Annotated in this window: 20 protein-coding genes; 11 read left to right on the plus strand and 9 right to left on the minus strand. The window is 72.4% G+C overall.

What is annotated here, in order from left to right; translation table 11 throughout:
- Nucleotides 1–9: 9 nt before the first annotated feature.
- The 4 genes from bla to DEI95_RS01745 are packed head-to-tail and all read right to left on the minus strand — an operon-like array spanning nucleotide 10 to nucleotide 3,342.
- Entirely contained in the window at nucleotides 10–987 is a 978-nt protein-coding gene (bla, locus tag DEI95_RS01730; RefSeq protein WP_258367393.1) for a class A beta-lactamase, read from the minus strand.
- Complete coding sequence (locus DEI95_RS01735; protein ID WP_110824803.1) at nucleotides 984–1,781, minus strand: SDR family NAD(P)-dependent oxidoreductase; 798 nt, start codon at nucleotides 1,779–1,781, stop codon at nucleotides 984–986. Before DEI95_RS01735 ends, bla begins: the two co-directional genes overlap by 4 nt.
- Before the next feature lie 47 nt (nucleotides 1,782–1,828).
- Nucleotides 1,829–2,740, minus strand: coding sequence for an NmrA family NAD(P)-binding protein (locus DEI95_RS01740; RefSeq protein WP_111059153.1), 912 nt, complete (start codon nucleotides 2,738–2,740; stop codon nucleotides 1,829–1,831).
- A gap of 11 nt (nucleotides 2,741–2,751) precedes the next feature.
- Nucleotides 2,752–3,342 (minus strand): MarR family winged helix-turn-helix transcriptional regulator, encoded by a 591-nt coding sequence (locus tag DEI95_RS01745; RefSeq protein ID WP_111059154.1) that lies wholly within the window; start codon nucleotides 3,340–3,342, stop codon nucleotides 2,752–2,754.
- 85 nt (nucleotides 3,343–3,427) lie between these two features.
- On the opposite strand from DEI95_RS01745, the gene DEI95_RS01750 reads away from it, so the two are divergent.
- The 7 genes from DEI95_RS01750 (at nucleotide 3,428) to DEI95_RS01780 (ending at nucleotide 10,604) form a co-directional block, all read left to right on the plus strand.
- Entirely contained in the window at nucleotides 3,428–4,609 is a 1,182-nt protein-coding gene (locus tag DEI95_RS01750) for an epoxide hydrolase family protein (protein ID WP_111059155.1), read from the plus strand.
- A gap of 146 nt (nucleotides 4,610–4,755) precedes the next feature.
- The gene (locus tag DEI95_RS01755; protein WP_111059156.1) at nucleotides 4,756–5,052 is read left to right on the plus strand and encodes a hypothetical protein; all 297 of its coding nucleotides are present in this window, start codon (nucleotides 4,756–4,758) and stop codon (nucleotides 5,050–5,052) included.
- 76 nt (nucleotides 5,053–5,128) lie between these two features.
- The gene (locus DEI95_RS01760) at nucleotides 5,129–5,764 is read left to right on the plus strand and encodes a TetR/AcrR family transcriptional regulator (RefSeq protein WP_181420373.1); all 636 of its coding nucleotides are present in this window, start codon (nucleotides 5,129–5,131) and stop codon (nucleotides 5,762–5,764) included.
- A gap of 87 nt (nucleotides 5,765–5,851) precedes the next feature.
- Complete coding sequence (locus tag DEI95_RS01765) at nucleotides 5,852–8,617, plus strand: MMPL family transporter (protein WP_111059158.1); 2,766 nt, start codon at nucleotides 5,852–5,854, stop codon at nucleotides 8,615–8,617.
- Between the two features lie 121 nt (nucleotides 8,618–8,738).
- Nucleotides 8,739–9,182 carry a MarR family winged helix-turn-helix transcriptional regulator gene (locus DEI95_RS01770; protein WP_111059196.1) on the plus strand — a complete coding sequence of 148 codons (444 nt, stop codon included), beginning with the start codon at nucleotides 8,739–8,741 and terminating at the stop codon, nucleotides 9,180–9,182.
- Between the two features lie 48 nt (nucleotides 9,183–9,230).
- Nucleotides 9,231–9,443 carry a hypothetical protein gene (locus DEI95_RS01775; RefSeq protein ID WP_110890165.1) on the plus strand — a complete coding sequence of 71 codons (213 nt, stop codon included), beginning with the start codon at nucleotides 9,231–9,233 and terminating at the stop codon, nucleotides 9,441–9,443.
- A gap of 66 nt (nucleotides 9,444–9,509) precedes the next feature.
- Entirely contained in the window at nucleotides 9,510–10,604 is a 1,095-nt protein-coding gene (locus DEI95_RS01780) for an alkene reductase (RefSeq protein ID WP_110824811.1), read from the plus strand.
- Nucleotides 10,605–10,675: 71 nt separating this feature from the next.
- On the opposite strand, the gene DEI95_RS01785 is transcribed toward DEI95_RS01780, so the two are convergent.
- From DEI95_RS01785 to uraD, 4 genes are read right to left on the minus strand one after another with little or no spacing between them, the layout of a single operon-like run.
- On the minus strand, nucleotides 10,676–11,272 hold the full coding sequence (locus DEI95_RS01785; protein WP_258367394.1) for an NTP transferase domain-containing protein: 597 nt from the start codon (nucleotides 11,270–11,272) through the stop codon (nucleotides 10,676–10,678).
- 16 nt (nucleotides 11,273–11,288) lie between these two features.
- Nucleotides 11,289–12,260 carry a factor-independent urate hydroxylase gene (gene pucL, locus DEI95_RS01790; RefSeq protein WP_111059159.1) on the minus strand — a complete coding sequence of 324 codons (972 nt, stop codon included), beginning with the start codon at nucleotides 12,258–12,260 and terminating at the stop codon, nucleotides 11,289–11,291.
- A gap of 8 nt (nucleotides 12,261–12,268) precedes the next feature.
- Nucleotides 12,269–12,595 (minus strand): hydroxyisourate hydrolase, encoded by a 327-nt coding sequence (uraH, locus tag DEI95_RS01795; protein WP_111059160.1) that lies wholly within the window; start codon nucleotides 12,593–12,595, stop codon nucleotides 12,269–12,271.
- A complete protein-coding gene (gene uraD, locus DEI95_RS01800; protein ID WP_111059161.1) occupies nucleotides 12,592–13,110 on the minus strand; it encodes a 2-oxo-4-hydroxy-4-carboxy-5-ureidoimidazoline decarboxylase in 519 nt (172 codons plus the stop codon). Before uraD ends, uraH begins: the two co-directional genes overlap by 4 nt.
- 216 nt (nucleotides 13,111–13,326) lie before the next feature.
- Between uraD and DEI95_RS01805 the strand changes: the two genes are divergently transcribed.
- The 4 genes from DEI95_RS01805 (at nucleotide 13,327) to DEI95_RS01820 (ending at nucleotide 18,408) form a co-directional block, all read left to right on the plus strand.
- Nucleotides 13,327–14,151, plus strand: a complete 825-nt coding sequence (locus DEI95_RS01805) for a xanthine dehydrogenase family protein subunit M (RefSeq protein ID WP_111059162.1) — start codon at nucleotides 13,327–13,329, stop codon at nucleotides 14,149–14,151.
- On the plus strand, nucleotides 14,148–16,958 hold the full coding sequence (locus tag DEI95_RS01810; protein WP_111059163.1) for a molybdopterin cofactor-binding domain-containing protein: 2,811 nt from the start codon (nucleotides 14,148–14,150) through the stop codon (nucleotides 16,956–16,958). Before DEI95_RS01805 ends, DEI95_RS01810 begins: the two co-directional genes overlap by 4 nt.
- Nucleotides 16,958–17,947, plus strand: coding sequence for an XdhC family protein (locus tag DEI95_RS01815; RefSeq protein ID WP_111059164.1), 990 nt, complete (start codon nucleotides 16,958–16,960; stop codon nucleotides 17,945–17,947). The genes DEI95_RS01810 and DEI95_RS01815 overlap by 1 nt, the downstream gene beginning before the upstream one ends.
- A 116-nt stretch (nucleotides 17,948–18,063) precedes the next feature.
- A complete protein-coding gene (locus DEI95_RS01820; RefSeq protein ID WP_146232859.1) occupies nucleotides 18,064–18,408 on the plus strand; it encodes a hypothetical protein in 345 nt (114 codons plus the stop codon).
- Between the two features lie 45 nt (nucleotides 18,409–18,453).
- Here DEI95_RS01820 and DEI95_RS01825 read toward each other — a convergent pair whose 3' ends face one another.
- Nucleotides 18,454–19,023 (minus strand): manganese efflux pump MntP family protein, encoded by a 570-nt coding sequence (locus DEI95_RS01825; RefSeq protein WP_110824819.1) that lies wholly within the window; start codon nucleotides 19,021–19,023, stop codon nucleotides 18,454–18,456.
- Nucleotides 19,024–19,443: the final 420 nt, after the last annotated feature.

A 19,443-nucleotide genomic window follows, 5' to 3' on the forward strand; every position in this document is an offset into this window, starting at 1 on the left:
CGACGGGGATCAGCCCCGCAGGGCGGTGCGGGTGGCAGCGGCGACGAGCGCGTCGTCCGGTTCGGCGTCCGCGGTGTCGTGGCCCGTCATCACGACGAGCACGATCGGGTCACGCCCGGGCGGTGTCACGATCCCGACGTCGTTCCGCACGCCGTACGACCCGGTGCCGGTCTTGTCCGCGACCGTCCACTCCTCGGGCACGCCCGCGCGGATCGTCCCCGCACCCGTCGTCGTCCCGCGCATCAGGTCGACGAGCAACGCGCGGTCGTCGGGGTCGAGGGCGCCGCCCAGCAGGACCGTGCGGAGATCGGCGGCGAACTGCGCCGGGGTGGTCGTGTCCCGCTCGTCACCGGGCACGGCCTCGTTCAGGTCCGGTTCCACGCGGTCGACCCGGGTCACGTCGTCCCCGATGCCGCGGAGCCACCGCTGCACGGCAGCCGGCCCGCCGACCCTGGCCACGAGCAGGTTCGCCGCCGTGTTGTCACTCGAGCGCACCATCGCCGCGAGCAGTGCGCGCACCGTCATGCCCGAGCCGACGTGCTGACCGGTGACCGGCGCGTACGAGAGCACGTCGCCCTGGCCGATCGGCACGACGGCGTCGAGGTCGTCCGGTGCGGCGGCGTCGAGCACGGTCGCGGCGATGAACACCTTCGCCGCCGAGGCGAACGCGAACCGCTCGTCCGCCCGGTGCGCGACACCGACCCCGCTGCCGGTGTCGATCGCGACGACGCCGAGCCGGGCGTCGTGCTCGGTCTCGAGTGCCGCGAAGGCCCGCTCGGCGGCCGCGTCCGTCGTCGGTGCCGGAATCCTTGCCGGAGTCGACGTCGGCGTCGGCGTCGACTGTCCGGAGGTCGCGGCGGCCATCCCGGACGGGCTGTGCGTCGCATCGGACGCAGCTGCGTCCTGGCACCCGGCGAGGCCGAGCGACAGGGCCACCACCGCGGCGAGCGCTGCCACCGGGGTGTGCCCGCCCCGTCGCCCGGTCACGGCAGGATCGCGTCGACGTACCCGCCGTCCGCGCGGAGCGCCCCGCCCGTCGTGGCGGACGCCAGCGGCGACGCGAGGTAGGTCACCATGTGGGCGACCTCCTCCGGTTCGAGCAGGCGCTCGACGAGGGACTGCGGCCGGTGCTCCCGCATGAACGTGCGCTGTGCCTGGTCCCAGGGCAGGTCGGTGCCGACCAGCTCGGCGACGAAGTCCTCGACGCCGGCGGTGTGGGTCGGTCCGGCGATCACGGTGTTGACGGTGACGCCCGTGCCCTTGACCGCCTTGGCGAACCCCCGCGTCACCGCCAGGAGCGCCGTCTTCGTCATGCCGTAGTGGATCATCTCGGCCGGGGTGACGACGGCGGAGTCGCTCGCGATGGACACCACGCGCCCGTACCCGTGCTCGGTCATCGCGGGCAGGTAGGAGCGGATCAGGCGGATCGCGGAGAGGACGTTCACCTCGAAGTAGTGGCGCCATTCGTCGTCGGTGATCGCGAACGGGTCGCGGCTGCCGAAGATCCCGAGGTTGTTGACGAGCACGTCGACGTGCGGGTGCGCGTCGAGCACCGCGGCCGCGCCGTCCGCCGTGGACAGGTCGGCGGCGACACCGTCGACCTGCGCCCCGTGGACGGCATCGCGGACGGCACCGATCGCCCGCTGCACCCCGTCCGAACCGCGTCCGTTCACGACCACCGACGCCCCGGCGCGGGCCAGGTCCACGGCGATCGCGAGTCCGATGCCCTGCGTGGAGCCGGTCACCAGGGCGGTCCGCCCGGTCAGGTCGATCTGCGTCATGGCCGCCACGCTAACGGTCCTCCGTCCGGGGCGTCACGGCCCCTCCGTCACCGGGTCGCGTCCGGCTCGAGGTGTGCTCGGAGCACGTCGCGGACGGTCGTCCAGGTGTGCGGACCGTAGCGGTCGTCGTCGACGTGCCGCAGCTGCGCCTCCCCGCTGAACATGCTCACGAAGTACTGCATCCCCTGCCAGGCCGGGAACGTCTCGTCCGGGTTCCCCGACAGCCGCTTCCCGACCGCGCTCATCGCGGAGAGCGTCCCGGTCGTGCCGGCCCACTGCAGGCGGAAGGCGGTGCCGGTCAACTCGCTCATGATGTGCGCGACGTCCCGTGCCGAGATGTGGTCGCCCGCCGTCTCGACGACGCGCGGGGCGTCGTCGTCCAACGCGGTGAGGGCCACCACGCGGGCGACGTCGTCCTTCGTGGTGAAGTCGAGGACCTGGTCGGCGGAGGACCAGAACAGGACGCGGCGCCGCCCGAACAGGATCATCGGCGCCTGGCCGGTGAGCAGGTCCGTGAACATGCCGGTGAGGATCGACGTCGCGCGGACGGGCGCGGCGTCGACCTCGGCGGCGAACTCGCGTCGGAGTTCGAAGTTGCGGTTCGTGCCGGGCGTGATGCGTCGGTAGTCGGCCGAGTAGTCCGACGGGATGAAGCGCGGCACGCCGGCCGAGACGGTCGCCGCGAGGAGGGCGCGCTGCGCGTCCACGATCACGGGACGGGTCCCACTGACGGCCGAGACGACGACGTCGACCCCTGCCACGGCCTCGGTGAGGGCCGCGTGGTCCGTGTAGGCCGCGGCGACCACGTCGACGCGCGGGTCGGCGCCGAAGAGGTCGGTGGCGGTCCCGCTCCCGGGCCGGGTGAGGACCCGGACGCGGACGTCGCGCTCCACGAGTTCGCGGACGATGCGCTGGCCGAGGTCGCCGGTGGCGCCGGCGACGAGGACGGTACTGGTCATGGGGAGTGGCCTCACTGTGGGGTGGTCGACGAGGTCGACGAGGTGGTGGTCTGCGTGCGCCGCCGGGATCGCTCCGGGACGGCGAGGGGGTGCTCGAACGCGGGGTCGTCCCCGCGCGCTCCTGCTGTCCCTGCCCCAGCGGCGAGCGCGACGCGGGCCAGGAGCCGACGCATCGTTGTCTGTTCGTCCGGCTCGAGGTGCCGCATGAGGACCTCCTCGGCAGCTCTGAGGGTCCGGCGGGTGCGGCTGAGCAGGGCGCGCCCGGCGTCGGTCGGGTGCACCTGACGGACACGGCGGTCGGTCGGGTCCGGTCGGCGTTCGACGAACCCGCCGGCCTCGAGCGCGTCGATGACGTAGGTCATCTGGGTCTTGTCGATGCCGAGTCGGTTCGCGAGCAGGAGCTGCGAGGAGGCTTCTTCCGTCGTGGTCGCCACGAGCACCTGGTAGCCGCGGGGACCGCCGGGGACGTCCGCGACCGCCACGCTCCCGAGCCGGACGTACTCCTGGAGGACGAGGGGGACGGCCCAACCGAGCTCGGTCTCGATGCCCTGCGCGTCCCAGTCGATCTCAGGGAGGTCATCTGCCGTCACTCGATCGTCCATGCAGCAGACGGTACACCTCTGAGATAGTCTTGTGCAAAGATCATCTCTGAGCGGGAGCAAGTCGTTCCCCGACGAGGAGACCACCATGAGCGACCAGGCCGCGATCACCCCCTTCACCCTCGACGTCCCGCAGGAGGAACTCGACGAACTCCGGCAGCGCCTGCTCGCCACCCGGTGGCCCGATCGGGAGACCGTGCCGGACACCTCGCAGGGACCGCGGCTCGAGAAGATCCGCGCCCTGGTCGAGCACTGGGCGACCGACTACGACTGGCGACGGGTCGAGACGCTCCTGAACGGATGGGGCCAGCACACGACGACGATCGACGGGCTCGACGTGCACTTCCTCCACGTCCGATCGGCTGAGCCGGGAGCGCGGCCGTTGCTCCTCACCCACGGCTGGCCCGGCTCCGTCCTCGAGTTCCGGCACGCGATCGGGCCGCTCACGGACCCGGTCTCCCACGGCGGCGCGCCGGAGGACGCGTTCCACCTCGTCATCCCGAGCCTGCCCGGGTTCGGGTTCTCGGGGAAGCCGACCACCCCGGGCTGGGACCTGGCGCGCACCGCACGTGCGTGGTCGGTGCTGATGCACCGTCTCGGGTACACGGACTGGTTCGCGCAGGGCGGCGACCTCGGCGCGACCGTGACCGCCGGACTCGCCGCGCTCGAAGCCGCCGAGGGGATCGGGCTCGCGGGCATCCACCTCAACATGGCGCTGTTCATGCCGACCGACGACGAAGTCCGGAACGCCTCCCCGGAGGAGCAGGCGATGCTCCAGGAGAGCGGCCACTACTGGCAGGAACTGTCCGCTTACTCGCAGCAGATGGCGACGCGCCCCCAGACGATCGGCTACGCACTCAGCGACTCCCCGGTCGGCCTGGCCGCGTGGATCTACGCGATGTTCCAGGACGTCGGCGGCTCGCACGACGAACACGGCGACGCCGAGCGGCTGTTCAGCCGCGACGAGGTGCTCGACGACGTGATGCTCTACTGGCTCCCGAACGCCGCGGCCTCCTCGGCGCGGATGTACTGGGAGGCGAACCGGACGGGGTGGGCGAACCCCGGCACGGTGGAGGCACCGCTCACCGTCCCGGTCGGCCTGAGCATCATGCCGGGCGAGTACGTCCGACGCTCCCGCCGCTGGGCCGAACGTCGGTACACGCACCTCGTGCACTTCAGCGAGGTCGCCCGCGGCGGCCACTTCGCCCTGCTCGAGCAGCCGGAACTGCTCGTCGCCGACATCCGCGCGACGTTCCGTCAGCTCCGCTGACACCACCCGCACCGGCAGCGCCGCACGCCCGGCCCCGCGTCCATCGGACACGGCGGTGATCGGGTGTGCGACGCGGCCGGAGGCGTCGTATCCTCTCCGCACAGCCACGCAACGGAGCGTGACGGGACACCGGAGAGGTTCGGGCCATGACTGCTGTCGACGATGCACGCACCACTGCAGACACCACCCCATCGATCGCGATCGACCGGGACGGCGGCAAGCTGTCCTGTCCCCGGTGTTCACGCCCGCTCCGCGTCGCCCGGAACCAGTACTACGGCGTCGGGCTCGCCGTCCACGAGTGGCTGCACGTCTGCCCCAACTGCCCCTGGTTCGCGTTCGCACCGTCCCCCACCGTGGAGGCGGTCGTCGCCGGCGATCGCCGCCTCCCCCGCTGGGTGGCACTGCTGCAGCGACACGGACGACACCGGCGCGCATCGCGCTGAGTCGACCGGGGGACGTTCCTGAGGATCGGCCCGGCGAAGATGCACCGAGTGCATCGATGCACCTAGTGTCGTCGTCGTGACCCGCTCGCCCGATCGCCGTGCTGCCCTCAAGGCACGGCACCGCGAGGCGATCCTCGGCGCTGCCCGCGAGCTCATCGAAGACCGCGGCGGCGAGTTCAGCGTCGACGAACTCGCGGCACGCGCCGACGTCGCCCGGCGCACCGTCTTCAACCACTTCGCCTCGCTCGACGAGGTACGCCTGGCCGTGTGCGAGGAGGCACTGTCCGTCATCATCGACCGGTTCCTGGCCGAGATCGCCAGCACGCCGGTCGGGGACGGCTCACGGTCGGCGATGTTCGACGAGCTCGAGTCGGCCGCCCGCGGCACCGACCTGCCGAGCGCCATCGTCCGCCTGCACCGGATCCTCGGCGAGCCGGAGGGCGACGACCCGAAGGCCACCGCCCTGACGCAGACCGCCTTCGCGCGCGTCACGGGACGCCTCCGCAGCGAGGTCGCCCGTCGCCATCCCGCAGCTGATGCCCTGGACACCGCCCTGCTGGTGGACTCGTTGATGAGCGGCATCGTCGTGATCGCCGACCACTGGCTCACGACCACCGGACCGCGGCTCGACGACGACGCCCGGGCCGCCTGGGACGCACTGCTCGGGCGGCTCGTGCACAGCGTCCGCAGCGGCTACCTCCCCGAATCCTGACCTGCTCCACCGACCACTCCCCCGGGGTCCACCGGCGCACCCCACTCCGACCAACAACCCTCCACCACGAAAGGAACGGCGCCCAGCATGGCCGGTCTCCTCTACCGCCTCGGTCGCTTCGCGGCCCGCCGACACTGGACGGTGATCATCGCCTGGATCGTGCTCATGGCGATCGCCGGTGTCACCTTCAGCCTGTTCTCGGGCACGATCTCCTCCGCGATCTCGATCCCCGGCACGAAGACCAGCCAGGTGCAGGACGAACTCGCCGACAAGTTCCCGAGTGCGAACGGCGGCAACGGGACGATCGTCTTCCAGACGAAGGACGGCGGGGCCTTCACGAGCGCCCAGCGGGACGACGTGCAGGCGTTCCTGACGGACCTCGAGGACCTGCCGGGTGTCAAGGGCACGACCGACGGTTTCGCGACGCAGCAGCGACTCGACGACCAGCGGCAGAAGATCGTCGACGGGCGCAAGGAGATCAGCGACGGGCGGAAGGAGCTCGAAGACGGTCAGGCGCAGCTCGACGCCCAGAAGGAGCAGCTGGAGTCCGGCAAGCAGCAGATCGCGGACGCCCAGGCCCAGCTCGACGCGCAGAAGGCCCAGGCGGAGGCCCAGGCCGGCGCCGCCGGTGCCGCCGCGGCTGCGAGCCCCGCCGCCCAGGCGCAGGCACAGGCCGGCCAGCAGCAGCTCGAGCAGGCGCAGGCGCAGATCGACGCCCAGCAGCAGCAACTCACGGCGGGCGAGCAGCAGCTCGCCGACGCGCAGAAGACCATCGACCAGAACACGCAGAAGCTCGAGGACAGCGAGCGTGACCTCGAACAGGGTTCCGACCTGCTCGACCTGTCGAAGGACATCCGCTTCGTCTCGTCGGACGACTCCGCGGCCATCGGCACGGTGCAGTTCACGAAGTCGACCTACGAGGTCCCGCAGACCACGAAGCAGGAGATCTCCGACCGCGCCGAGGCGGCGACGATCAGCGGCGTCGACGTGTACGTGTCCAACGACATCGCGCAGGGCGTGCCCTCAATCCTCGGACCGGGCGAGATCATCGGCGTCGTCATCGCGGCGCTCGTGCTGTTCCTCATGCTCCGCACCGTCATCGGTGCCGCGATCCCGCTCCTCAGCGCGGTGCTCGGCGTCGGCGTCGCCACCCTCGCGTCGCTCTCGTTCTCGGACCTCGTCGAGTTCATCTCGGTCACGCCGGTCCTGGGGGTGATGCTCGGCCTGGCCGTCGGCATCGACTACTCGCTGTTCATCCTCAACCGGCACCGGACGCAGCTGAAGCAGGGCATGGGCGTGCACGAGTCCATCGGGCTCGCGAACGGCACCTCGGGCAACGCCGTGGTCTTCGCCGGCACGACGGTCATCGTCGCGCTCCTGGCGTTGAACATCACGGGCATCCCGTTCCTCGGCCTGATGGGCACGGTCGGGGCGGTGGCGGTCCTGTTCGCCATCCTCATCGCGACCTCGTTCACGCCGGCACTGCTGTCGCTGCTCGGCCTCCGGATCCTGCGGAAGAAGGAGCGCGAGCAGATCGGCAACACCGGGTCCGTCCGGGTGCCGAACAAGCCGATGTCGACCTGGCGCGCGGTCATCACCCTCATCGCGGGCGTCGCCGTCCTCGGCACGATCGCCCTCCCCGCCACGCAGATGCGACTCGGTCTGCCCTCCGGGTCGTCCGAGGCGGTCGAGTCCAGCCAGTACAAGGCGTACAAGACGCTCGAGCAGGAGTTCGGCGCCGGTCAGAACGGTCCGCTGCTCGTCGTCGCGACACTGCCGCAGGCGGTCAGCGAGGACGACGTCACCGCGACCGAGGTCACCATCGGCCAGGCGCTCGCGGAGAACGACGACGTCGACGCCGTGCTCCCGATCGGCGCGTCGAAGGACCGCACGATCATCGCCTTCCAGGTGAAGCCGAACGGCGGCCCGGACAGCGTCTCGACCGAGGAGCTCGTCAAGGACCTCCGCGCCCAGAGCGTCTCGACCGATGACGGACGGGTGGAACTCGGCGTCGCGGGCAACGCCAGTGCGAACATCGACGTGTCCGAGAAGCTCGCGAACGTGCTGCCGCTCTACCTGGCGGTCGTGGTCGGCCTGTCGCTGATCATCCTCATCATCGTGTTCCGGTCGTTCCTGGTGCCGATCACGGCGACGGCGGGGTTCATCCTGTCCGTGCTCGCCTCGTTCGGTGGCCTGACCGCGATCTACCAGTTCGGCTGGCTCGGCAGCGTGTTCGGCGTGCACGACCCGGCACCGATCCTGAGCTTCCTGCCCATCATCGAGATCGGCATCCTGTTCGGGCTCGCGATGGACTACCAGCTCTTCCTGGTCTCCGGCATGCGTGAGGCGTACGCCCACGGGGCCAGCGCGAAGGTCGCGGTGCAGCGCGGGCTGCACGCCGGCCGCGCGGTGGTCACGGCGGCCGCGATCATCATGATCTCGGTGTTCGCGGGCTTCATCTTCTCGGAGTCCTCGACCATCAAGCCGATCGGGTTCGGTCTGGCGTTCGGTGTCCTGCTCGACGCGTTCGTCGTCCGCATGCTGCTCATCCCGGCCGTGATGCACCTGCTCGGTCGGAGCGCCTGGTGGATCCCGAAGTGGCTCGACCGGATCCTGCCGGACGTGGACGTGGAGGGCGCGAAGCTCGAGCGCATGCAGCCGGCCACCGGGCACCGCTCCGTCGCGGACGGCAGCACCCCGGCCGCCACGGGACGGGCCGACGCCCGACAGGCAGCGACGGACCCCGTCGGCGATGCACAGTCCGGCGGCGGCCACCACGGGTCGCACGCCGCTCCGGCGGAGCCGGACGCGCCGACGCACGGTTCGGGACACCCGCCGGCGCACCGCGCGTAGGCAGCAGCGCCACCGCCTGGAGGCCCGGTGCCGGTCCACGAGACCGGCACCGGGCCTCCAGTGCGTCCGGTCGCGGGCACCGCTCGTGCGACTCTTCGTGCACGAAGGGTACGGTGGCTGCATGGCGAACACCGCGACGGACCCGCTCTCCCTCGACCGGCAGCTCTGCTTCGCCCTCGCGGCCACGAGCCGGAGCGTCGTCGGGCTCTACCGCGAGCTGCTCGAACCGATGGGCCTCACCCACCCGCAGTACCTCGTGATGCTCGCCCTGTGGGAGCGTGACCCGCGCTCGGTGCGGGAGATCGCGAACGACCTCCGTCTGGAGTCCGCGACCTTGAGCCCACTCCTGAAGCGGCTGGAAGCGTCGGGCTACGTCCGTCGTGGCCGGAGCACCGAGGACGAACGACAGCTCGCGGTGTCGCTGACGACCGCGGGGCGCGCACTCCGCGACCGCGCCGAAGCAGTCCCGGTCACCGTCGCGGCACGGCTGGGATGGCCGGTCGCACGGCTCGAGGCGCTCAAGGACGAACTCACCGCACTCCTGGAGGTCGTCGACTCGGCCTGAGACGGACAGCGAGTACACTAACGATCAGGGTACGAACGGAAGGCAACCATGGGACGCTTCGCCCGGTGGTACGAACGCTGGAACACGACGCTGATCGACAAGATGGGCCCGTCACAGATCGGTGCCGGCCACCCCGAGGGGATCGACGACCGGACCGTCGACCGCGAGTGCCCGATCTGTCACCAGCCGCTGTCCCTGCACACCGTGATCCGGCCGGAGGGCCAGGTGCGCTCCTCCACCCTCGTCTGCCCGCGCCGCTGACGCCGACGGACCGCTGCGGCGCGTGAAGTCGGAATACGCAACACGGCGCTCGTGTTCCCGCTCCACGTGAAGCTCTTCGAACCCGCCGCCCTCGGCGCCCTCCGACTCAGCAACCGCATCGTCATGGCACCGCTCACGCGCACCCGCGCCGGTGAGCACGGCGTCCCGAACGACCTGCTCGTCGAGCACTACGCGCAGCGCGCGAGCCTCGGCATGATCGTCACCGAGGGCACCTGGCCCGTCCAGGAGGGCCGCTCGTACCCCGGGCAGCCCGGCATCGAGACCGAGGAGCAGATCGCCGGCTGGCGCCGCGTGGCCGACGCCGTGCACGAGCGCGGCGGCACCATCGTCATGCAGCTCATGCACGGCGGCCGCGTCTCGCACCCCGCGATCTCGCAGACCCCCCGCATCGTCGGCCCGAGCGCGGTCGCAGCCCCCGGTCAGACGCACCTGGCCGACGGCTCGAAGGCCGACATGCCGGTCCCCCACGAGCTCACCACCGACGAGGTCGCCGAGGCCGTCCAGGGCTTCGTGCAGGCCGCCCGCAACGCCGTCGCCGCCGGCATCGACGGCGTCGAGGTGCACGGAGCGAACGGCTACCTGGTGCACGAGTTCATGTCGACCCACTCGAACACCCGGACCGACCAGTACGGCGGCTCGCCGGAGAACCGCGCGCGCTTCGCAGTGGAGGTCACCACGGCAGTCGCCGAGGCCATCGGCGCCGACCGCACCGGCATCCGCCTGTCCCCGGCGCACGGCATCCAGGGTGTCGTCGAGGACGACGCCGACGACGTGCGCGCCGTCTACAGCGCGATCGCCGAGGGGCTCGCACCGCTCGGCCTCGCCTTCATCGACGTCCTGCACGCCGACCCCGCCGGTGACCTGGTGCAGCACATCCGTCGGACCGCCGGTGCGCCGTTCGTCGTCAACTCCGGCTTCAGCGCGATGACCACCCGCGACGAGGCGGTCATGGTCGTCGACGAGGACATCGCCGACGCCATCGCCGTCGGCCGCCCGGCCATCGCGAACCCGGACCTCGCCGAGCGCTGGGAACAGGACGCCGAGCTCAACGAGCCGCGGCCGGAGCTCTTCTACGGTCAGGGCGCCGAGGGCTACACCGACTACCCGACCCTCGCCGAGGTGCGCGCGTCGGTCGCGTAGTCGTCACCTGCGCAGACGGGAGGCCCGGTACCGGTGGTACCGGGCCTCCCGTCGTCCGTGCCACGCCCGGCTCACCGGCGGCCGGGTCCCGGCCGGTCGTGGTCGTGGCCGTCCCACAGGTCGCCGCACTCGACCCGCTCGGCGCCGGCGGACCGCAGGTACGGGCCAGCTCCGAGGTCCCCGTGGAGCACCGCCGCCAGCGGGGCCCAGTGCGCCTGCCCGACGAGCACGGGATGCCCCGGGCGTCCGCCGTGCACGGCGCGGCGCAGCGCTCCGCGACGGTCACCCGGCACGTCGAGCACGCGCCGGACCGCCGCGACCGGCAGGTCCGGCAGGTCGACGAGGGACACCAGCACGGCGGCGGTCTCGTCGTCCTCCCTGGCGCCGGCGAGCCCGGCTGCGAGCGACGCCGCCATCCCCTCTGCCCACGTCGAGGCGACCACCGTGCGGACCGCCGGCCGGTCCGGGATCAGCGGGCGGGCCTCCCAGGCGGACGCCCCGAGCACGACGACGACCGCGTCGCACCCGCCGGCGAGCAGCGTGTCGACCGCCGTGGTGACCCACGGTCGCCCGCCGGCGTCGCGGACCAGCGCCTTCGGCATGCCCATCCGGGTGCCCGCCCCGGCCGCCAGCAGGAGGCCCGTGGTGCCCCCGGCGCGGTCGCTCACCGGGGAACTGCCCCGGTCACACGAACCCGGGCAGCGCTGTCCACGCAGCGGGCGCCTCGGCCACGCCGTCCCGGACGACCGAGCCGGAGATGAGGCCGTACGGGCGGTCGGCGGCGAAGAAGACCTCGCCCGGGTTGTCGAGCCCGAACGGCGCGAGGTCGACGAGGAAGTGGTGCTTGTTCGGCATCGAGAACCGCACCTCGGCGATCTCGGGGAACGCCTCGATCGCCGCCCGGCCCATCGCGAAGAGTGTCTGCTGCAGCGCGAGGGAGTGCAGTTCCGCGAAGGTCGCGAGCATGGTCTCGAGCACGCCGGTGTACACGGCGTCGTGGTCGATGCCCGCCGCGACCGCGTCCGGCAGGTACCGCCAGCGGGCGGTCACCGAGGTCGCGAGGATCCGGTCGTCGGTCTCGGCCAGGGTGGTGTAGCCGTCCCGCGGGAAACCGTGGAACTCGCTGCCGGTGGACTTGAGCACCGTCAGGTCCGTCACGCCGGCGATGACGTGCACGTCGTCGCCGTCGACCTGGACGACCGCGGTCCGGGTGCCGGCACCGGCCCGGACGAAGGCGTGGTCGTGCTCGCGCCCTGCGACCGTGATGCGCTCCCACGTGTGCTGCTCGGCGGAGAGCGTCGCACCGTCGTACCAGTCGAAGGCCGTGGTGAAGTGGCGGCCGAGCCGGAGCAGGAACTCCTCGGGGCTGTGCACGCCGTGCTCGCGGGCGAAGGCGTACACGGTGTTCTTCTGCGTGTCGGTCGCGACGACCTTCGCGTTGTCGCCGTCCGTGTAGGAGTCGGCGAGCGCCGCGCCGCGCAGCTGCGTGGTGACGGTGAGGTCCTCGATCTCGTGCCGGTCGGTGTCGCGGGTGACCCGGACCAGGCGGACCTCGGCCTTCCCGTACTGGTTCGCGCCGAGGTGCACGGTCGTCGGGACGGACGTGCTGGTGGTGGTGCCGGATGTGGTGGTGCCGGTCGTGGTGGTGTCGGTCATGGTCGGGGTCAGCTCCCTCGGTAGGTGGAGTGGGCGAACGGACTGAGCAGCAGGGGGACGTGCAGGTGCCCGGGGTCGTCCGGCACCGTGAGCACGACGACCACGCGGGGGTGGAACGCCGGCAGGCCGAGTCCGGCCCAGTACGCGCCGGTGGCGAACGTCAGCGTCCACTCCCCCGGCGGCAGGCGGTCCGGGCCGAGCGCGGCGATGCGGCCGTCCGGGTCGGTGGTGCCGGACGCGACGAGCACCCCGTCGGCGTCGACGAGCGTGACGGCGATGCCCGCGGCCGGTCGACCGTGCGTGGTGTCGAGCACGTGGGTGGTGAGGTGGCTCATGCGACGCTCCTGGCGAGTCGGAGGAGGGCGATCTCCCGCAGCTGGTCGGCGACCTCGGTGCGTTCGGTGTCGTCGTCGTTGCCGAGTCGTCGGCGGAGTTCTGCGAGGACCTGGTCCGCGGTCCGCCCGGCGGCCCGGACCAGGAACACCCGGTCGAACCGCGCTTCGTAGTCCGCGTTCCCCTGCCGGAGCGCCGCGGCGGTGGCCGCGTCGGCACCGGCGGACGCAGCCTGCTCGAGCCGGGAGGCCGTTGCCGCCGCCCCGTCACCGACGGGACGGTCACCGATGCGCGGGTGCTCGGCGAGGGCGGCCTCGACCTCGGCGTCGGTCCACGTGCGTGCGAGCCGGTCGGCCGCCGCAGTGAGGGCGCCGACGGTGCCGAACGGACGACCGGCGAGCACGGCCTCGACCCACCGGGGCACGGCGGCCCAGGACGTCACGAGTGCACGGGCGTCGGCGTCGTCGAGTCGGTCGAACACGTGGACGACGACGGGGGTGGACAGCGGAACGGTCATGTCCCGGAGGATGGCACCCCCGTGTTTCGGGCAGGGGTCGAGCAGGTCACGGCTCCCGCGCGGCGACCGCCACCGGCTGTTGCTTCCCCGAAACGGTGCTGAAACACCGGTTCCCTACGGTTGCCGACATGGCATGGAACCGGGGCATGATCGCGCACGGCCGACGAGTCGGTGCGCTGACCGTCCCCCGTCGCCCTGCCCTGATCGGACCCGTCCATGGACCTCGTCTCCGTCCGCACCGTGCGGACACCGTCGCACCGCGACGACCTCGCGTTCTCCCCCGGTGACCGCCCGCTCGGTGGCGGCACGTGGCTGTTCTCCGAGGAACAGCCCGGCCTGACCGGCCTCGTCGACCTGACGACGCTCGGCTGGCCCGACGTCGAACGGGCGGCCGGCAGCCTGACCGTCGCCGCGACCTGCACGATCGCGTCGCTGCTGCGCGTCCGGCCGGACGGGTCGTGGCGCGCATGGCCGCTCGTCGAGCAGTGCGCGAACGCCCTGCTCGCGTCGTTCAAGGTCTGGAACGCCGCGACCGTCGGCGGGAACGTGGCCGTCGGACTGCCCGCGGGTGCGATGACGGCGCTGCTCGTCACGCTCGACGCCACCGCGGTCGTGTGGACGCCGGACGGCGGGGAGCGGCGGGTGCCCGTCGAGCGGCTCGTCCTCGGCGTGCGCACGCTCGACCTGCGCCACGACGAGGTCATCCGGTCCTTCGAGGTCCCGGAGGCGGCTCTCCGAGCGACGACCGGGTACCGGCGCGTGTCGCTCAGCCCGTACGGCCGGTCGGGGTCCCTCGTCACCGCACGGTGGTCCGCGCAGGAGTTCGTGCTCGTGGTCACGGCGGCTACCCCGCGCCCGATCGTGTTCCGGTTCGCCGGGGTCCCGACGGCCGACGGGCTCGACGACGCGCTCACGGCCGCGCTCGGGTCCGACGACCACTGGTACGACGACCCGCACGGGTCCCCCGCCTGGCGCCGCGCGGTCAGCACCCGCTCCGCACACGAGCTCCGCGACGAAGCCGCAGCGGGAGGGACCCGATGAGGATCGAGGTCGACGGCACCCCGATGGAGGTCGCACCGCAGCCCGGTCAGGTCCTCCGGACGCTCCTCCGGCAGCACGGCGTGACGTCGGTGAAGAAGGGGTGCGACGCCGGCGACTGCGGTGCCTGCTCGGTGCTCGTCGACGGGGTGCCCGTGCACTCCTGCATCACGCCCGCACACCGGATGGACGGCCGGACGGTGACGACGGCAGCGGGCCTCGGCACCCCGGAGCACCCGCACCCGGTGCAGCGCGCGTTCGCGGAGGCTCCGGGGTTCCAGTGCGGGTTCTGCACGGCGGGGTTCGTCGTCACCGCGTCCACGCTCACCGACGACGATCACGCCGACCGGCACCGGAAGCTCAAGGGCAACCTCTGCCGCTGCACCGGGTACCGGGCGATCGAGGACGCGCTCGACGGTGTCGTGAACACCGCGTGCGCGACCCCCGGCGCAGCGGTCGGGACGTCCGTCGTCGCGCCGGCCGCGATGCGCGTCGTCACCGGGCAGGAGGAGTACACGCTCGACGTCCCCGACACCCCCGCGGTCCGGGCCACCGAGGCCCTGCTGCACCTCGCCGTCCTCGGCAGCCCGCACTCGCACGCCCGCATCACCGCGATCGACACCACCGCGGCCGAGGCGCTCCCCGGGGTGCACGCGGTGTTGACGTACCGGGACGACCCCGGCGTCCTGTTCTCCACCGGACGGCACGAGTCGCGGCTCGACGACCCGGACGACACCCGGGTCCTCGACCGCGTGCTGCGGTTCCGCGGACAACGGGTCGCCGCGGTCGTCGCCGACAGCGTCCGGACCGCCGAGCTGGCGTGTGCGCTCCTCCGCGTCGACTACCAGGTCCTGCCGAGCGTGCACGACCCGGACGCCGCACGCCGACCGGGCGCACCCCTCCTGCACGGCGACAAGACGTCGGCCGAGCACCGGATCGCCGAGCCGACGCGGAACGTCGTGGCGAGCCTCCACGGCGAGACGGCCGACGTCGGAGCGGCCCTCGCGGTCGCCGCCGCGACCGTCGACGGCACCTGGAGCACCGGCCGGGTCTCGCACGCCGCCCTCGAGACGCACGCCACCCGCGGGTGGGTGGACCCGGACGGGAGGCTCGTGCTCCGGACCGCCACGCAGGTCCCGTTCCTGGTGCGGGACGAGATCGCCCGCGTCTTCGCGCTCGACCCGGCCCGGGTGCGCGTCGTCGCGAAGCGGGTCGGCGGGGGGTTCGGCGGCAAACAGGAGATGCTCACCGAGGACCTCGTCACGCTCGCCGTGCTGCGCACGGGCCGGACCGTGCAGTACGAGTTCAGCCGACGCGACGAGTTCACGATCGCGCCGACGCGGCACCCCATGCGCGTCCGGGTCCGCCTCGGCGCCGACACCGACGGCAGGTTGACCGCGATGCACGTCGACCAGACGATGGACACGGGGGCGTACGGCAACCACGGCATCGGCGTCATGTTCCACTCGGTCAGCGAGTCCGTCGCGGTGTACCGGTGCCCGGCCAAGCGGGTGGACGCGGAGTCGGTGTACACGAACAACCTGCCATCGGGGGCGTTCCGCGGGTACGGCCTCGGGCAGGTGGTGTTCGCGATCGAGTCCGCGATGGACGAACTGGCGCGGGAGCTCGGCATCGACCCGCTCGAGCTCCGGCGGCGGAACGTCGTCGTGCCCGGTGACCCGCTCGTCGTGACCGACCCGCACGAGGAGACCGACCTGCGGTGGGAGGGCAGTTACGGGCTCGACCAGTGCCTCGACCTCGTGGAACAGGCCCTGGCCGGGCCCCTGCCCGAGGTCCCGCGGACGGACGGGCCGGTCCTGACCGGTCCCGGGCCCGACGGCTCCCCGGACTGGGCGTTCGGCACCGGCGTCGCGCTCGCGGCCATCGCGACCATGCCGCCGCGGGGACACCACGCGCACACCTCGGTCGAGCTGCTGCCGGGCGGCCGCTACCGGATCGGCGTCGGCACGGCCGAGTTCGGCAACGGCACGACGACCGTGCACACGCAGCTCGTCGCCACCGCGCTCGGCACCACCCCGGACCGCGTCGAGGTGCACCAGTCCGACACCGACGCCGCACGGCACGACACCGGTGCGTTCGGCTCCGCAGGCGTCGTCGTCGCCGGACGTGCCCTGTACGCGGCCGCGCAGGCACTGCGCGACGACATGACCGCACGGGCACTCGCGGTCGTGGCGGCCCGGACCCCGCGAACCGCCTCCGGCGTGCTCGGGCCTGCGGTCGCCGTGGAGCCCGGGGGTGTGCGGGTCGGCGACGAACTCGTCGGGCACGCGGAACTGCTCGTCGACGGTCCGCTCGTCGCGCACGGCACCCATGACGGCACGCCCCGGTCGCTCGCGTTCACCGTGCACGGGGCCCGGGTCGCCGTGCACCGCCCCACCGGTGAGGTCCGGGTCCTGCAGAGCGTCCAGGCGGTGGACGCCGGCACGGTGCTCAACCCGGAACAACTCCGGGGGCAGGTCGAGGGCGGTGCCGCGCAGGCGGTCGGCTCGACCCTGTACGAGGAGGTCGTGCTCGACGACACCGGACGGGTCACCACCGACGCCTTCCGGTCCTACCGGGTGCCGAAGATGTCCGACGTGCCACGCACCGAGGTGCTGTTCGCCGACACACACGACCCGCTCGGTCCCCTCGGGGCGAAGTCCATGAGCGAGGCCCCCTACAACCCCGTCGCCCCGGCCATCGCGAACGCCGTGCGGGACGCGATCGGCGCGCGGCCGTACCGTCTCCCGATGACCCGGGACCGGGTGTGGGCGCTGCTGGCCGACGCGACCGACGCCGGAGGTGCGTGATGTTCGAACTGGCACCGCGCCTCCTGGCCGTGCTCGACGCCGGTGACCCCGTCGTCGTCGCGACCGCCGTCGACGTGCAGGGCAGCGCACCGAGCGGGACCGGCACCTCGATGGCCGTCCTGCCCGGCGGCGAGGTCGTCGGGACGATCTCCGGCGGGTGCGTCGAAGGGTCGCTGTACCTGACGGCGGAGGAGGTCCTGACGACCGGTGTCGCCGTGCTCGAGCGCTTCGGGTTCGAGGACCCGTCCGACCCCGCTGCCGACTGGGCGCCGGGGCTGCGGTGCGGCGGGCGGGTCGAGGTCCTCGTCCACCGCGTCATGCCGACCGACGCCGTCGTGCTCGACGCGCTCCGTGCCGCCGCCGCCGGGACGCCGACGTCGCTCACGGTGTCCCTGGAGCCCGCGTCGCTCGGCGCGGTCGTGCGTCCGGCGGACGGGTGCCGGACGCGGGTCTTCACCGAGTACGCCGGCGGCCGCGCCCGCTGCGTCGTCGTCGGAGCCGTCGAGTTCGCCGTCGCCGTGACGAACACCGCGGCCATGCTCGGCTACGCGGTCACCGTCGTCGACCCGCGGCCGGTGTTCCTCACCGACCAGCGGTTCCCGGCGGCGCAGCAGCGGATCGTGGGGTGGCCGCCCCGGGTGCTGGCCGACACCGCGATCGGGCCGGACACCGTCGTGGTGCTGCTGTCCCACGACGACCGGTTCGACGCCGAGGTGCTCGACCTCGCCCTCCGCCGCGGTGCCGGGTACGTCGGGGCGATGGGGTCCCGCGCGACGCACGAGCGGCGTCTGGCGGTGCTGCACGACCTCCGGACGCCCGACACCGCGCGACTGCGTTCCCCGATCGGGCTCGACATCGGAGCGGAGACACCGGCGGAGATGGCACTGGCGATCATGGCCGAGGTGGTGGCCGTGCGCCGGGGCGCTCCGGGCGGTCCGCTCGTCGGCGGGAGCGGGGCGCTCCACCGGCGGACGGCCCAGACCCGGTGACCAGCTGCGCCGGGTCACTCCCCGCCGGTACCCCGACGGCGCGGAGCATCGGCGATGTCGCTCCGTCGACCAGTGAGGGCGTCGGCCGCCGAGAGATGGCTCGCTAGGCTCCAGCTGTGTCCATGACAACCGGCCCGATCGGCGCTCGGGGAACCGCGCTGGTCGTCGCGACCGTCCTGACGTCGGTGTCCGCCGGAGCGTTCCTGGTGCTCTGGGCAGCTCTCTGGCTGCCGGTGCTGCTGCGCGGCGCGGACACGGCGCTCTTCCTGTGGCCGCTCGTCGTGGTCCTGGCCGTCGGACCGTGGTGCGGCTCGGTGGCAGCGCTGGTCCTCGCTGCCGTCGCACTCGGCGGGAGACGGGCGCCGACCGCAGCGACCGCCGTGCTGCTCGCCAGCGCACTGCTCGTCGTGGTCGCACCGGTGGCACTGTGGTTCGGCGCACCGACGCCGCTGGGTGTCTGAGCGTCCTCCTCCGCTCTCGGCACCGTCCGCCCGTGGGGACACGGCTCAGCCGAGGACGCCGGTGTGCTCCAGCACGATCTGCACGCCGATGAGGATGAGCACCACGCCCCCGGCGATCTCCGCCGGCTTGCCGAAGCGTGCACCGACCCGGCGGCCGACCACCACGCCGACGTAGCTCAGCACCGCGGTCGTGACCCCGATGAGCAGCACCGCCCACCCGATCGACACGGGCAGGAACGCCAGCGTGATGCCGACCGCGAGCGCGTCGATGCTCGTGGCGACGGCGAGGACGAGCAGTTCCCGGACGCTCAGCCGGTCCGTGTCCTCGTCGGTGTCCTCGTGCCCGTGGAAGGCCTCCCACAGCATCTTCCCGCCGACGAGCGCGAGCAGGCCGAAGGCGACCCAGTGGTCGACGTCGGCGATGGCGCTGGCGAAGGTGGTGCCGAGCAGCCACCCGAGCAGCGGCATGAGCGCCTGGAAAGCACCGAACACGAGTGCGATGACGACGGCCTGGCGCGCGGAGAACCGCTTCATGTGCAGGCCCTTGCCGAGCGCGACGGCGAAGGCGTCGGCGGAGACGCCGATCGCGATCAGGAACAGGGCCCAGAACGACATGGGGTCGTGCCTCTCGAGACGGACGGAGGAGACACCGTCGTCTCGGAACCCGACGATCCTGCCACGTCGATCGCAGCCTCCGTGACCGGAAAGGCCTGATCAGGAGGATTCGTCCCGCCGAATCTCCCCGTTGGGCGCCCCACCTGCATCGGCCTGTCCAACGTGGCGCACCGGCTGGATGTAACAGGACGGTAACGACGGGAAACCCACCCAAACCATGTCGGGATCGGTGCCGAATCACTGTCACAAGCCGGGAACGGCCCGCAAGCGCTCACCAGCCGCACATCGCTGGTTCTCCACCCCTTCGCTGGGTGTGTTCGGCGCGCATCCCATTCCAGATCCGCGCCGAGCGCGACAAGCAAAGGAACGAAGACATGCGCAAGTCCCTGAAGACCTCGATCACCCTCGCCACGACCGGTG

It is taken from the genome of Curtobacterium sp. MCBD17_008 (assembly GCF_003234475.1).
Taxonomy (GTDB): Bacteria; Actinomycetota; Actinomycetes; order Actinomycetales; family Microbacteriaceae; genus Curtobacterium.

Bases quoted from the DNA above. Each gene is read 5' to 3' on its own strand.
- DEI95_RS01735 (WP_110824803.1), bottom strand. From the start codon at position 1,781: ATGACGCAGATCGACCTGACCGGGCGGACCGCCCTGGTGACCGGCTCC.
- DEI95_RS01805 (WP_111059162.1), top strand. From the start codon at position 13,327: ATGGACCTCGTCTCCGTCCGCACCGTGCGGACACCGTCGCACCGCGAC.
- uraH (WP_111059160.1), bottom strand. From the start codon at position 12,595: ATGAGCCACCTCACCACCCACGTGCTCGACACCACGCACGGTCGACCG.
- DEI95_RS01825 (WP_110824819.1), bottom strand. From the start codon at position 19,023: ATGTCGTTCTGGGCCCTGTTCCTGATCGCGATCGGCGTCTCCGCCGAC.
- DEI95_RS01810 (WP_111059163.1), top strand. From the start codon at position 14,148: ATGAGGATCGAGGTCGACGGCACCCCGATGGAGGTCGCACCGCAGCCC.
- DEI95_RS01755 (WP_111059156.1), top strand. From the start codon at position 4,756: ATGACTGCTGTCGACGATGCACGCACCACTGCAGACACCACCCCATCG.
- DEI95_RS01775 (WP_110890165.1), top strand. From the start codon at position 9,231: ATGGGACGCTTCGCCCGGTGGTACGAACGCTGGAACACGACGCTGATC.
- DEI95_RS01740 (WP_111059153.1), bottom strand. From the start codon at position 2,740: ATGACCAGTACCGTCCTCGTCGCCGGCGCCACCGGCGACCTCGGCCAG.
- DEI95_RS01770 (WP_111059196.1), top strand. From the start codon at position 8,739: ATGGCGAACACCGCGACGGACCCGCTCTCCCTCGACCGGCAGCTCTGC.
- pucL (WP_111059159.1), bottom strand. From the start codon at position 12,260: ATGACCGACACCACCACGACCGGCACCACCACATCCGGCACCACCACC.
- DEI95_RS01745 (WP_111059154.1), bottom strand. From the start codon at position 3,342: ATGGACGATCGAGTGACGGCAGATGACCTCCCTGAGATCGACTGGGAC.
- uraD (WP_111059161.1), bottom strand. From the start codon at position 13,110: ATGACCGTTCCGCTGTCCACCCCCGTCGTCGTCCACGTGTTCGACCGA.
- DEI95_RS01765 (WP_111059158.1), top strand. From the start codon at position 5,852: ATGGCCGGTCTCCTCTACCGCCTCGGTCGCTTCGCGGCCCGCCGACAC.
- DEI95_RS01815 (WP_111059164.1), top strand. From the start codon at position 16,958: ATGTTCGAACTGGCACCGCGCCTCCTGGCCGTGCTCGACGCCGGTGAC.
- DEI95_RS01750 (WP_111059155.1), top strand. From the start codon at position 3,428: ATGAGCGACCAGGCCGCGATCACCCCCTTCACCCTCGACGTCCCGCAG.